Annotated in this window: 13 protein-coding genes; 2 read left to right on the plus strand and 11 right to left on the minus strand. The window is 34.6% G+C overall.

What is annotated here, in order from left to right:
• Positions 1–106 precede the first annotated feature (106 nt).
• The 11 genes from asp3 to J0J35_RS04105 form a co-directional block, all read right to left on the minus strand.
• Entirely contained in the window at positions 107–550 is a 444-nt protein-coding gene (asp3, locus tag J0J35_RS04055) for an accessory Sec system protein Asp3 (protein ID WP_019294048.1), read from the minus strand.
• Positions 540–2,093, minus strand: a complete 1,554-nt coding sequence (asp2, locus tag J0J35_RS04060; RefSeq protein ID WP_206917904.1) for an accessory Sec system protein Asp2 — start codon at positions 2,091–2,093, stop codon at positions 540–542. Before asp2 ends, asp3 begins: the two co-directional genes overlap by 11 nt.
• Entirely contained in the window at positions 2,086–3,660 is a 1,575-nt protein-coding gene (asp1, locus tag J0J35_RS04065) for an accessory Sec system protein Asp1 (protein ID WP_086582650.1), read from the minus strand. The genes asp2 and asp1 overlap by 8 nt, the downstream gene beginning before the upstream one ends.
• A gap of 21 nt (positions 3,661–3,681) precedes the next feature.
• Entirely contained in the window at positions 3,682–4,929 is a 1,248-nt protein-coding gene (gene secY2, locus J0J35_RS04070; RefSeq protein ID WP_019294051.1) for an accessory Sec system protein translocase subunit SecY2, read from the minus strand.
• A 32-nt stretch (positions 4,930–4,961) separates the two neighbouring features.
• Entirely contained in the window at positions 4,962–5,141 is a 180-nt protein-coding gene (locus J0J35_RS04075) for a hypothetical protein (protein ID WP_017370017.1), read from the minus strand.
• A complete protein-coding gene (gene gtfB, locus J0J35_RS04080; RefSeq protein WP_206917905.1) occupies positions 5,138–6,484 on the minus strand; it encodes an accessory Sec system glycosylation chaperone GtfB in 1,347 nt (448 codons plus the stop codon). Before gtfB ends, J0J35_RS04075 begins: the two co-directional genes overlap by 4 nt.
• Complete coding sequence (gene gtfA / locus J0J35_RS04085) at positions 6,477–7,979, minus strand: accessory Sec system glycosyltransferase GtfA (protein WP_019294053.1); 1,503 nt, start codon at positions 7,977–7,979, stop codon at positions 6,477–6,479. Before gtfA ends, gtfB begins: the two co-directional genes overlap by 8 nt.
• Positions 7,966–8,994, minus strand: a complete 1,029-nt coding sequence (locus tag J0J35_RS04090; RefSeq protein ID WP_019294054.1) for a sugar transferase — start codon at positions 8,992–8,994, stop codon at positions 7,966–7,968. The genes gtfA and J0J35_RS04090 overlap by 14 nt, the downstream gene beginning before the upstream one ends.
• Before the next feature lie 19 nt (positions 8,995–9,013).
• Positions 9,014–11,341: a DEAD/DEAH box helicase gene (locus J0J35_RS04095; protein ID WP_206917906.1), complete on the minus strand. Its 2,328-nt coding sequence runs from the start codon at positions 11,339–11,341 to the stop codon at positions 9,014–9,016.
• A 645-nt stretch (positions 11,342–11,986) separates the two neighbouring features.
• Positions 11,987–12,421, minus strand: coding sequence for a universal stress protein (locus J0J35_RS04100; RefSeq protein ID WP_004256982.1), 435 nt, complete (start codon positions 12,419–12,421; stop codon positions 11,987–11,989).
• Positions 12,422–12,666: 245 nt separating this feature from the next.
• The gene (locus tag J0J35_RS04105; RefSeq protein WP_029345858.1) at positions 12,667–13,092 is read right to left on the minus strand and encodes a universal stress protein; all 426 of its coding nucleotides are present in this window, start codon (positions 13,090–13,092) and stop codon (positions 12,667–12,669) included.
• A 220-nt stretch (positions 13,093–13,312) separates the two neighbouring features.
• Here J0J35_RS04105 and J0J35_RS04110 point away from each other — a divergent pair, with 220 nt between their 5' ends.
• Both J0J35_RS04110 and J0J35_RS04115 read left to right on the plus strand, forming a co-directional pair.
• A complete protein-coding gene (locus J0J35_RS04110) occupies positions 13,313–13,468 on the plus strand; it encodes a hypothetical protein (RefSeq protein ID WP_225210226.1) in 156 nt (51 codons plus the stop codon).
• A gap of 185 nt (positions 13,469–13,653) precedes the next feature.
• Entirely contained in the window at positions 13,654–14,091 is a 438-nt protein-coding gene (locus J0J35_RS04115) for a DUF1398 family protein (protein ID WP_086582655.1), read from the plus strand.
• Positions 14,092–14,305: the final 214 nt, after the last annotated feature.

A 14,305-nucleotide genomic window follows, 5' to 3' on the forward strand; every position in this document is an offset into this window, starting at 1 on the left:
TACCCAAAATTTTCCCGACTTATGCATTTTAAAACGTGTTACTTGTTTTATAAGTCCCTTTTTCTTATTCATTAACCTTTTTCTTTCTTTTAATTTGTCAATACTTTTATACTGTTTCTGTACCTTTACTTGCATGAATTATCTTTATTTTTTTAAATAAAAGCTCACGCATCCCCATATTAATAAGAGAAATAGAGTAAAAATATGCACCCATTGGATATGTAACATCACCTCCTTTACCTTCAAAAACACATGTCTCCATTAATTTTCCTGAGCGCTCGTAGAATTCCATTTTTATTAAAACTGAGTCTTGAGGTTCACAAGTAAAGTCAGTTATTAATTCATAGTGCTTTCCACGCTTTAAAAGGGGAAGTTGTAGCAACGTGCGCTCCCCTTGGTAGAGAGAATTGGAAGTCCACTTCACAATAGTTGCCCCCGAAGGAAAAAAATTATTCGTGAAATAAACTGTATGATCCGAGCGGTATACAATTTTTGCACCATATTTGTAAAAATTTATTTGCGAAGTATTCCAGACTATGTCAAAATCCATTTTGTTTCCTCTCTCGACCGTAAGTTTCCACTAAAATTCGATTATATTGATTAATAAACCATTGATTAATTGCCTGTGAATTATCATTATGGCGCCCAGGTATTCCTTTGCCTATGACTGCTGAATCCTTGTCAGATAAGGCTGTGATAATATTGGGGTACGCATTTTTATCGTAGTCATCATTTTTCATATAGGAAATGATAAAACGTGTATTTGAAAAATCTGACTTCTCAAATGAATCCCAAAAGCGTTGATTCAAAATCTCTACACCCTCCTCTGAGAGGCTCCCTGACAACGAGCGTAAAATATCTAAAGAAGTGGGAAATCCTCCTGGTCTTACAAGCTCTTCATTAGAAGCTATGTCACCAATATTCACTAAAGGTTTACCCACGATAACATAACCAGGCGACAGTTCACTTGCATAATAAAGGGCTCCATAAGTTCCCATCGAAAGTCCTGACAAGATGAGTTGGTCACTTGTAAAATGAAGTTCTTGTAAATACCTCTGAATAATCTCAATCAACTGCCTTTCAAGTTCCATACTTCCCATATAAAAACTTCCCCCTTCCAACCGAGGATCAGTAATCAGCAAAAACGGTGTCCCTAGCTTCTTCATCATAAAGAAACCTTCGAAACCTTCAGCTGATCGATAGCCTGAGAAGTAGACATTAAGTGGTGGTTTTAAATCTCCTGGATGAAAGTAGTAAAAAAGTTCTTGGTTTCTTTCATCCACAATTTTTCTACCACCAAGAATGTACTCTCCATAATGTTGACGAGAATCTCTAAAGTGCAAAGGTCCAACTTTTAAAGTACCAGATCCTGTAGCTGTTAGCGATAAACTTAAGTAACCGATATTTTTCTCATAGGGAACTTCTATTCCTTTTTTTATCTCTTCTTGTGTGTAAACTCGTCTTTCAATGATTTGGCTGCTTCCCTCAAGTATTTTAAGTAGCGTGAAGGAAATCTTTGCGTTGCCTTGGCATTCAAACTCTAACCATATTTTTTTAGAACGGCCATACATGCCAATATTATGCTGCCATGTTACTAAGAAATTTTGAGAAAATCCGGAAAAATCTCCTGTTAATTGCAGATAATCCTGCCCATATATTTCAATCTCTCCTCTAAATTCATCATTTACTGTTAGATTGTTCACATGAAGTTTTGAACCCATTTGTCCGGAAAAGAAATTTTGCGATACACTCCTTATCACTTCTTCTTTTTTATCTTCTGTGTTCATAAATAAGGGACATTTTTTTAAGGCAAAATCTTGAGGAATCTCTTCTTCATAATCTTGATTAATAATCAGACTATAAGCTTCAATAACTTTTGAAAACTTAGCCACTTGTGTCCAGTTTATTTCGTCTGTACATATCACAGCATCAAATGTTCGTCCTTTCCTCTTCTTCATGAGTGCAAGAGCCTCCTCATCTGTTCCTGCCCACATATCAAAATAGGTCCACTCCAGTTTGTCTCTGTCTTGCAAGGATATGTACTCTTGCCAGTTTTTTTGACCGATTTGTAAAACGTGTGTCTTTTTATTCATTTATTCCTCCTAAAATTTGGCATATCTTCTCTCTAAGAGCAACTCCTGAATATTTTTTTATTTGTTGGACAGCGAACATCCGTGCTTCTTGCCAGTGTTTTAATCGATCCAGATAATAACTTAATCCTTGGTAAAGTTCGGTCCAGTCCGCGATCACTAAACCATTTTTATAGGCTTGCACATATTCTGTTTCCACTTGATTTATCTGAGGAATACCTGCACTTATACCTGCAATCTGAGTAAAAAGATCAGGCTCTTCTCTTAAGTCAATAATTAATCGTGTTTCGTTAATGATTCTAAATAGCTCATCATCACTGTTTATTATCTGAAGGTCAAAACTTTTCCATAATTGCATTACCCCTTTTACTTCAGGGTTAGTCTTTTTCAAAAGTGTTGCATCGATAGAATTTTCTCCTGTCAACATGGGGAGCAGTTCTTCTACAAGCGGCATTTCTTCGGGAAATTTTTCAATAAAAAGAGCACGTATTTTTGCTGAAAAAGCCGAAATTAAGGGATGCGATGCCATACGTATAATAATTCGAAAACTTCTTTCAACTTCGCAATTATCAAAGACATCAACTAAATAAGAAAAAAGTATCTCTATGGCTTGTCCAATTGCTTCTTTTGTCATGTCTCGGCTCTCAAAATAAATAACTTCTTCTTTTAACTCATGACTTCTGCTTAATTCGAATCGCGTATCATAAGGACTAATGCGGTGGATTTTGCTTTCTTCAGTAAATGCTTTTACTTTCTGCATATTCTGATTCGAATCCACAATCACAGCAAAGCACTGTCCAGTAACTTCTTCTAATTCTTTTTGAGTTTTTATTTTACTACTTAAACGATTGCCAAATAGTGAGAGTGTCATCTTTGGAAGAACTTTACTTTTCTGGAAATAAGGTAAGTTCTTTTCTGTCAATGATACGATTATTGAATCATCTGCACCAAGTTGTTCATAATAACTCTCTAATTTTTCAAACTTAATTTCTTCTAAGCTCTCATAGTATCTTTGCCTTAGTCCTGCTGAATATTCTTCATTTACCTCACACGCAGCATCTTTATATGTGCGAATAACCCAGTGTTCTTGCTGATTCAAATACTCCTTATAGCAAAAGTTGCCATCTTCATAAATATCACGACTAGAAATAAAACCGCGGTCATCATAGATTTCGACTAAAGTTACCTTTCCTCCACTAATATATGTCACTTCAGAAATATAAGATGCTTCTCCTAAAGTAATCTGACCAATAAGTGCCTCTTCCTGATAAACTAAAATATTAAATGGCGTATAAGAAAAAGTCGCCGTATCAGGAAAATTTAAATCCTTCAATGTTAAGCTTTTTTGCTCCACGTGTTTGATTGTTTGTAACTCATCAAAAATGCTTACATAGCTGCTTTCTAACAAATCATAGCGGTGAAGGAAGTAACGGAGTTCAGGCATATAATCACTGATAAGAATTTTATAGGCAACATCAGAAGACATGAAAGACTGTATCTGTCCCATCAGATCATCTGTAGACATGCCTGACTGTATTTTTTTATTCCAGGCCGGTACAAAATAAATCATCGTTTTTTTCTCCTTCTATTTTTATAATCCTTCAACTTCCGGTATAAAAGCACCATAATCATTTCGATGGTAGTATCTTGAAAACTGCACTGTGATTTCTCGCATCAAAATCATAAGTATGAGCCAAGTAGGAACGAAATAAGCCCAAACACTGATATGAGGCCAATAAAGAGCAGCAAACATAGGTAGACCGATTATCGTACAGTTTAGTGCGGCTGAAATCCCTGCCATGCGAGAGACGTTATGAAAAAGATAACGCTCTGTATTTTTTCCTGGATAAACGTTATTAAAGTAATCTCCGCTTTTTTTCAAATTATCTGCAATTTCTTTATAATCAATATTGACATAGGCAAAACCGTAAGTCAGTAGGACCAAACTAATAAGAAGGAGTATAACACCCAAAATATGATCCAACTGCACCTGTTCGTAAAGAAAACTTAAGAACTGATTATTTTTATCCCAACTTTTTAGCATGAATAGAATATACTGCGGAAATAAGACTACACTGAAAGCATACATAAATGGCATTCCTCCCGCTGGATTTGTGGGAATAGGAAGGTAGGATTGTGCAGCGAAACGGTCATCCAACATCACATGCATCAAAGGTAACCGACGTTCTCCTTGATAAAATCTAAAAATCATGAAAGATATTAGCAAAAGAAGGGTAAAAGCTAAAAGCCAACCTAAAAGAGTGATGATACCATGATAATTCTTCACTAAAGGCTCCAGAAAGCGAGCAGGCCAATTTCGAAGCATGCTTACTAAAATAATGATAGTAGGTCCGCCTATACCATAATCTGTATTAAGATTGCCTAACCAGATAAGGACAGCTAAACCAGCTACGAGTATCAAAGCTAAAGAGAGATTACCAATAGGTTTATAGACATCTCCCAAAATTTCAACCTGCGTTATAATACTAAAACTCTGAACCAAACCCAGCAGAATACTAAAAATATATTTCATGCGATAATTTTGCTGGGGAGTGAAACTTTCAATATGAAAGACTTTACTGACCGTAAGCACTCTCCAAAAAATCATAGCTGACATCCACGGTCCTAGCCCTAAAGAAAACAATGACAGTCTGTCAATAGAAAGTCCGGTCATACTCATTGCAAAAGATAGACCAGCTGTTTTACGCGAAAGTTCATATAGAGCTTGAGCATCTATTCCAGGAATAAGTATATTACTCCCCAATATATAGATGAGCACGATCATGAGTGAAAAGAGAAGACGTTTAATAGCCTTTTGCTTATAAATTGTTAAACTCATCTTTTATGTTTTCCTTTTTTTTTTTAAAATAATCATTTTACAAGTGTGAGAATTATTCTCAGAAGTCCAATAAGGATACCAGATAACAAAAGGATTGAGGTCGCAATCACAATTCGATTTTTTATCTGATGTTTTGGTCTTAAGCGTGATTCCTCTTCGATTTTGGCTTGTTTCTCTTGGATTTTTATTAAAACGGGATCTTGATTTTTCATTTGAGTACTTCCTTATAATCATCAATTGTCGACTGCCCAGATGACCACCATTGACTACCCAGCGCTTTACGATACGCTTTAAAATTCTTACCTACTTCACGGATTCTTTGGACGAGATTCATCCATTCGTTTTGGTGGAAAATATTCTCTGCACTTGTATAGCGTTTGTTGTGAATTGTTTCATTGAATCCCAAAATAAGTTGATTATTCTCAAAAGCTGTACGAATAATGTGCTCAACTTCATTTCCGTGGTTAATATCTAAGTAAAAACTACTTTTTGAAATAAGTTTTTCTAGCTCTAAGTCATCCACTGTTGGATACAATTGCACATTTGAATAATTTTCAAAAGCATGTAATTTCTGAGACATCGTTGTTCTCGCTGCGATATTAAACTGATAATTTGGTAAAGCATCTAGAAGCTGGTTGAGTTGTGCAATTTGGTCAGAGTTGGTAAGAATTAGAATAGATTTATTTATGGATTTACGTGCTCTCAAATTGTAGAGATAGCCGAGATACTCAATTTGTACACTTGTTTGCTCGTTAATTTGTTGCTGAATTCGAATGTATTCTTCACGATTTTGAATCACAATACGTTTCGTTGGTGCAGCTTTATCAGATAATATCATCCGCATATTCCCTGGTATTTCAGCTGATTCTTCTTGCCAAAATAAAGTATGGTTATATGCCTTATTTGGTTTCTTAGCCTTTAAAGCTTCTGTAATGAAAAAGGGACGCCCGAGTGAATTATAAAATATTTCACGCGTATTGCTTTTGGATTCTTCCAAATAAAAGATAATGAAGTCAGTATAAGTTTCAAAAACATATTGTTTCTTTTTATAATTGAGTTGAATGGTTTGAGTGATATGGTTTATCAAAATCACTTCTGCTTGTTTTTTATCAAAATAAGTTGTCAAAGTCCGCTGTCCATCACTGTAAGCCTCTCTACCAAACAATGTTCCATATTGATTGTAAAGATCAATCGCTCGAACTCTTCCTGAGTCGTTCAGCCATTCTACGGACTTCACTGCACGATAGTCCGTTTTTCTTTGACTATAATTGATGTGCCCTCTTTTTTTATAACCTTCAAAAATCTCTGCTTTTTGCCCGTCCCCTTTGATTTCCCAATAATTAGGGAGGGAAATTTCATTAAAAAATTTAGGAGAATCATTTTTGGAGGAATTATCTTCTTTCATTCCGGTAAAAAAACTGATAGGTGAAGTGACATGTTCTGGAAGATAGCCATCTTCATTCAAAACAATTGTTTGATGTTTATAGCCAGCCTGTTGAAGGGAACTTTCTAAATCTTTCTCTTCCTCGCGATAGTTTTCAAATAAGTTAATCATGTGTGACCTCCGCTTCAAGTTGTGCCCATTTCTTTTGAATATGAGAGGTTAGAAATGGTTGAGCAATGTGATAAGATGCCTCGCGAACTTTTTCAAGTGCTGTCTGGCTTTGCTTTTGATGTTTCACAATTGCTTCTGCAATTGCTGAAATATTTTTAGGTGTTTCATTTTTACTATAAGACACTAATAAGCCATTTACTTCAGATTGAATAAAAGTTTGATTGCCATAAGGAACATCATAGCCAATCATTCCTAAACCTGAACCAACTGCTTCTAATAATGTAAGTCCAAAACCCTCACTTGTTGATGTCGAAACATAAGTCGTATAATTTTTATATATATTTTTTAAATTATGCTGTCCCATTAAATGTATATAATCACTCGCTTCGAGTTCCTCGATTAACTTTCTTAAAATTGGTTCATCACCACCGCGTCCATAAATATCAAGGCTAAGATTTTTTATCTGTTTTCGTGCTTGCACCGTTGCCCGTATAAGCCAGTCCAAATGTTTCTCGCTTGCTAAGCGTGAAGCAGTGATTAAGGTATTGGCTTTCCTTTTTTTATTGACCATGAGTTTATCAATGCTACCTACTGGTATTGCGTAAACAGTGATTGGACCTTTTCCATATTTAAAAAACTGTTGTTCCAAAACTTGCTTCTGAATTTCTGTGGCAGTAACGAAAAAGTCAATACTTCGTGCATTTTCGAACTGATAATCGTAATAATTGTTCCAAAGAATCTTCTTCTCGGTCGTTAACGGCGCATTATAATGTTCTGCATGAATAACGACACCAACTTTAGCTTCACCTTTAGCCTTGATGATTTCTGGACCCATTCCTGTCGAACGATCGATAATTAGAATATCCTTTTTAGTTAAACCTAGGCTTTCAACAAAATGAATCAAAAGATTTTCTTTAGAATAAATGGTTCTATCCTCAAAAATATATAAACTTTGTTCTCCATTAAGAAGCTCATCGTAGGCAGTGGAGCCATCTTCATTGAAGAAACGACGTTGATAAAGATTCGCTTGATTATTGACAGGTTTAAAATATTCAGAAAAGATTTTGACATAGTTATAATAATCCCTCTGAATTAAATTCCCATTGACAATCGTTTCTGTTTTGTAGACTGCCCCACTTGCTCCTGTTTTGTCTATAAAAGCTGTGACCCGTATGCCTTCCCAGATATATGAAACTAAATTTTCATTTTTCTCTATATGTTGTGGTTTGTTTGCAAAGCTATTTTCAAGTTGTTTAAGTGTAAAAGTTGTCGGGCTAATTTTAATATTTGTAAAGTATTGATAGAGCCAAATAACTTCATGGTCTTCAAAACCAATATTTTTAGTCATTGGTTCCAAGTTTTCATGGAAAATATCTGTAAAAATAAATTTTGCCTCTTGTTTATTCTTCTTAAAAATATTGGAACGATAAGCTTGTGCATACTCCACTCCTGAACTGGCCCAGCCTATGCCAAGATTGAAATTATAAATGGTCATTTTCTTTTCCCTTTTCTAAAAATAAGTAATTTTGTATCTCCATAAGCAATTGTTTAGTGAAAAAACCTTCCTTCACAAGTGCCCCCACACGTTGCACGTTGGAACTGATTCGCATGTACTCTGAAGAGGACATGCATTTCACATAATCTATTGCCTCCTCAAGATTATTTGCCACTAAACCAATCTCTTGCTCTTCCACAAAGCTTTGTTTTGCTAAACCTTTATTAACAATAATTGGTAAGCCTGCAGCAAGATAGGTGCTAAATTTAAAAGAAGCATTCATTTCTGAGTATTCTCGTTCAAATTGGTTTTCAATATTTTCGCTCCAAACTAACCCAAAACCACCTTTATTAAGTTCACGTAAAAGTTGATCATCATGTTGCCAACCTTTCATCTTTAAAAAGCCTCTTGCATTCACTTCACCATTGCTAAAAACTTCTAATGGTAAATCACTGCTCCATTCTTTCACAAAAGGAAAACGTGTAATATTTCCAGCAAATTTCAATTTGCGTTGAAATTTTGGATATTTCAAATTATCAATTCCTACCAAATGGTCCCAGATACCTTGTATTTTCACAGGGCTTGTCAGACCTCGTTCTCGTAGTTTTTTCTCCATTCGTTCCGAAGGCAATATTACTAAGTCAGCTAAATTGTAAGCCTCTAAGTACCGCTCAAATAAATAGTCATTATTTTGAAACATAAGAGGCACAAAATCATGAATAAAGACGACTAGTTTATCTACTCTTTCACGAAGTATTTTCAAAAAAACTTCATCAAATGCAATCCCGTTCCAAGATGGCATTTGAGCAATGGCCAAATCTCCCTGTGTGACAGAAGACAGCATGCCAATGATTCTTTTTTCTTTTTCCTCTGGTGTATCTTCACTCACCGAATAAGCCGAAACACTGATTTCTTTAAATCCTTCATCGTGTGCAAGCTTAGTAATCATATGTTGCGCAGTCATAGCCGTGCTTTGTTCACTTTGTCCATATAAATTTGTTATATACTTTCTCATCTATCCTCTTATCACTTCTCTAAGGAAAAGTTACGATAAGTTCCCCTTTCTTAATATCTAGCAAACTTAATGCAGCGTTTTTTAGAATTAGGAGTGAGACCTCACTTCGTCTTTTTTGGTAACTTCTTTGAGCCTCCTTTTCAAATTCAGCAATGGGCTTTTTTTGTGCTGTCGATCGACTTTGCACAACAAAGCGGAGTTGATTCATTGCGTCTACTTGATTACTCCAAGAATTATCTATAGCTTTCAGCATTGTAATCTGTAAATATTGAAGAAAAGCTCTATCATCGCCAATTTTTTCTCTTTTTGCTTGAAGATTTTCTTTTAAAACATGCCTTATATACCATTGTTTAAGTTCATTTGTTTTCAGATATTCTTCATTAACATTTTTAAAATTATAGTCAATATGATCTAAAATAAAACGTTGTATAGTATGTGATGTCTGTCTCTCTTTAGTTGAAAAATAATCATTAACAACAATTTCTGCACTCCGATTTACGATTAATAAAGCTTCAGACACACTTCTAAGTTCCATAATTTCTTGACGCTTCTTATTTACTTGCTCTTTCTGCAGGCGTAAAACTTCATCAAATTGGAGAGCCTTTATTCGCTCATCATAACCATTTTGTTCTGAAATTTTTTGAGCTTTCCTAAAAGCACGCTTTACCTTATAATTACGAATCGGTTTTGTAACTTCTTTATATTTTTCATAATAAGTTTGTATGCTTTCTTGGACGAAATTTTTAATAACATCATCTTCTAAAGACTCAAAGGTATAAGTATCCCCAGGTTCTCCCTGTCTACCTGCTCGACCTTTGGCTTGTAATTCAATACGTCTATTTAACATCCGCTCAGTTATAACAACTGCAAGCCCTCCTTTTTCACTAGCTTCTTCCGAGATTTTAATATCCGTACCTCGACCAGCCATAGAGGTAGAAATAGTCACCGCTCCGACCTGTCCTGCTTCAGAGATAATTTGCGCTTCTTTAGAGCTGCTCTTTGCATTAAGAATATTATGAGGAATTCCTATATTAAGTAAATTCAAAGAATAAAGTTCTGAAGCATCAACAGACCCTGTAATGACGAGAACAGGACGTCCTTCAGCATGTAAAGAAGTTATTTTTTCAAGGCTTGCTTCTAATTTAGCCGCAAAATTTGTGTAACTTTTCGGTTTGTGATCAACTCGGATACTTTTTTTATGAGTTTTTATCATTTTTACTGGGAGATTATAGGTATTGATAAATTCATTTTCCGCAACTTTTGCTGTGCCTGACATACCAGCCAACTGTCGAAACTGACGGAATAAATTTTGATAAGTTATAGATGAAATCGTCTGTGTTTCATTACTTAATTCAACAAATTCTTTTGCTTCAATAGCTTGATGTAAGCCATTTTGTAGATTCGAGCCTTCTAAAATTCGCCCATCTTTGCGGTCAAGCAGTTTAACTTCACCCTCTTCCACAAGATAATCTCGATCTCGTTTTAATGTATGATGTGCTTTTAAGGCCAATATTATATGTTGGTAGAGTGTAAAGAACTGTTGATCAAGAAGATTTGAAATCGAAAAATATTTCTTCGCTTTTGTAATGACTTTTTCTGTCAACCAAACATTTTTCTGTTCTTCATCCAATTTAAAATCAGCTTCTTTTTGGAGTATCGTAATGAAGGCATTCGTGTTCTCAAAATAATTGGATTGAACTTTTGGCGCACCTGAAATAATCAAGGGCATCTGCGCACTATCTAGAAGGATCTCATCTACCTCATCTAAAAGAGCATAAGTCAATGTCGACATAAACTTCTCTTCTCTTTTTTCAGCCAAACCATCGATTAAAAAATCAAAAGCCAAAGTTCCATTTGAAATATAAATAATATTTGCAGCATAAACTGCTTGTCTTTTTTTTACATCAAATTCTTCTTCCTCAGGATCACTCGTACCATTTGCGACTTCTAACCCTAACCATTGATAAACAGTACCTATACGTTCAAAGTCCCTACTGGCCAAGTAATCATTCGTTGTCACTAGAAAGACTGTATCCAGATACAAAGCTTTTAAATAAAGGGGTAAGGTAGCCACTAAACTCTTTCCTTCACCAGTCTTCATCTCAGCAATTTGCCCCTCATAAAGGGCTAAAGCACCGAGCACTTGTTCATCTGTAGGATATAAACCTAGCACCCTTCGATCTGCTTCGCGAACTACCGCAAATGCCTCGGCAATAATATCAATTTCTTTCTCATTATTTAAAATACGTTTTTTTAATTCATCGGTTTTATTCCTGAGTTCTTTGTCACTAAATTTCATTACAATTTCTGATAAATTATTTATTTTTTTTAGCAGCTTCTTGTACACTCTCTACTCTTCCTTCTTTAACTATTTATTCACTCGCATTTTTTAGACAAACCTTAATTTTATTGCCAATTAACCTGTATAAACAAAAAAATATACAGAAAAAATGAAATAAAATTCACTTTTTTGTATATCTATTCACGATATTTTTCTCAAATAATAATAGAAAAGTTATTTTGAAAGAGAAAATCATAAAATTCAATAAAAAATGGGCTAAAAAATAAAAAAATATTGAAAAAAGCCCCTGAAAACAGGAGCTTCTTTCAATAAAATTAAGGTTTTTTTACAGATGTTCATAAGAAAATTTTGTAGCGAAATATTATTTCACAAAAAACTTCTCATTTATCTCACACTTACATAATATCATATATTTAAAATGAACACAATAAGCAAATCTTTCCAAAAAACAAAAATACGAAAGTCCTTTTCTTATCCAAATATTTTTTGCACTTTAACAGGATCAAAAATACAACAAAATTTGCTTTTACGTTCCTGGCTTATAGGTTGTATGTCAAATGGAAGGAAGGTTCTTCGAGACTGTTATTTAAAAATTAAAAAAGCCCTCGCAATACGAGGACTTGGGAGTTTTATGAAAAATTTTGGAACAAGTAAAGTATAACCTTTCTTTCTTAAATCAAACAAAGGATACTATTTTTTAACCACAATAACATTGCAAGGTGCGTGATTAATGACGTAATTTGTTGTTGAGCCTACTAAAAGGCGGTCAAACATATCTGTTCCGGTTGCACCAATGACGATTAAGTCAATATTTTTATCTTCTTCTTCTGCAAAATTAACAATTCTTAGTTTTGGCTTACCTGCAATTTCGTAAGTTTCATATTCAACTTGTTCGCGGATAATATCTTTACAGTTTGCCAAAATATCTTGCGCAAGTTGATCCAATCCTGGTGTTTCTACAATACCTTTATGCACAGCACCATAATATTTATTGATATCTTTTACAGTCAGAACATGTAGTTTTGCATGATTGAGACGGGCAATGCGAATCGCTTCATCTACTGCTTTGTAAGATTGTTCAGATCCGTCCACAGGAACCAAAATATTTTTATAATAGTCAGTCATAAACATTCCTCCTTTTATATCTTTCTCTACTTCTATTGTACATTTTCTTCCCCTAAAAACGAAATCATTTCCTTGAAAGCAATGCTCGACCGAAAAAGGCATAAAAGAAATACGCCCACAAAGTGAGCGCATTGAAGTGATAAGATAAACATCTTACTGGAATACTTGTATTATATCGCCACTTTCTTAAGTAACACTAAAAATTAATGCTTTTAAATAAGACTATGACAAGCTACTTTTTGGATCTATTTAACGACCAAGACATTACATGGTGCATGATTTACAACAAACTGGGTGGTTGAACCTAACATAAGTTTATTAATCATACCTGCTCCAGTTGCGCCAATAACAATCAAATCCATCTTCTTATCTCCGGCAAATTGGACAATCATATGTTTGGGCGCACCAACAATTTCATAACTGTCATAAGATACTTCTTCACCAATAATCTCCGCCGCTTTCTTCAAAATATCTTGTGCCATTATATCAATTTCAGGATTTTCAACGACACCAAAGCCTGTCATGCCATAATGATGCTCCATATCCTTAACAGTCAAAACATGAAGTTTTGCGTTGTTTCTTTTTGCTAAAGTAATTGCTTCGTGCACTGCATTATAAGATTGATCTGAACCATCTAGTGCAACTAAAATATTGTGATATTGTTTTTCCATCATTAGTACCTCCGCTTCATTCTTTCCTTAAAACTATTATCGCTCTTTCCTCGTAACAATTCAAATATTTCAGTGAAAAATTAGAGCAAATGTTCAGGTTTACTTTTAAAAGTAGCTTTTTTGTACTTTTTAAAAGAATGTGTTACAATAATTATGGAATTTCGTTATGTACGTTATAGTGTCCTTTCGTCGATATAATATAGAGAAAGGAGAATGCATTATGACATTCACTAACAAAAACAAAAATTTCAAGTATACTGTATCTTTGGATACTTCAAAAGATATTTTTAAAGTATTTTTGGCTAATGATCCAGCTGTTTTTGGGCTTGGTCGTACCATCGAAGAAGCAATGCAAAACTTGGAAGAATTAGCATAAGGAGCTCATAGCAATGGATGAATATTCCTCGTGATGGTATCTACTTCACACGTTTAAGTAGATGCCTTTTTTTGTACTCAAAAATCTAATTCTCTTCCCCTAAATATATCCTCAAAAATTTACTTCTTACCCAAATTATGGTTTAATGGCATCATAGACATCTGAATAGAAAAGAGATTGTACACATGATTTCAAAAAATATTCAAAGAGCAATGCTCAAAGCAAACCATATCGGCGCTGAATCTAAGGGCTTCCCCTATCTAGCCGAATGTTTAAGGCAGGAAGGAATTGTAAAAAATATATGGCACCTCCCTTCTGGAGACAGCTTCTACTTTTCGCAAGCTGGCTCACTTGTAAATCCGGGGAACCCTTTAATTGGACGTGTTGGGCCTTGCCCAGATTTTGATCAAATTGCTCTGATCAAAAATATTCGTGCAAACCAAGCTGGTAAAATTTCCTTCCCTGAATTCTTGGTTTCACTTTGGAAAGCGGGCGTAATCCGATATGAGATTGATTTCACTACACGACAGATGAGTTATTTTGGCGCATTTGACCAAGTCTATCAAGAAAACTATCCCACTGTTGAAATCGAGACTTCATCTACCGAATCTTTTCTCCCCTAATTAAAAAGCTCTTGAAATGTCAAGGTCTTTTTTTATTACCGACTATGCAGAGTGTGATGTTTTTTCATCTTCATAAGATAAACCATTATCACAGAAGTTTTGCTTCTCGTTGCCATTTTTGTTAAAATTCATCTATGATAAAAATTTATTTTAAGGCATTAATTCAAGCACTGCTTATTTTAGCAGTTTGCCTCTTTCTTCTTATTTATGTAGG

It is taken from the genome of Lactococcus sp. LG606, from assembly GCF_017309645.1.
Taxonomy (GTDB): Bacteria; Bacillota; Bacilli; order Lactobacillales; family Streptococcaceae; genus Lactococcus; species Lactococcus petauri.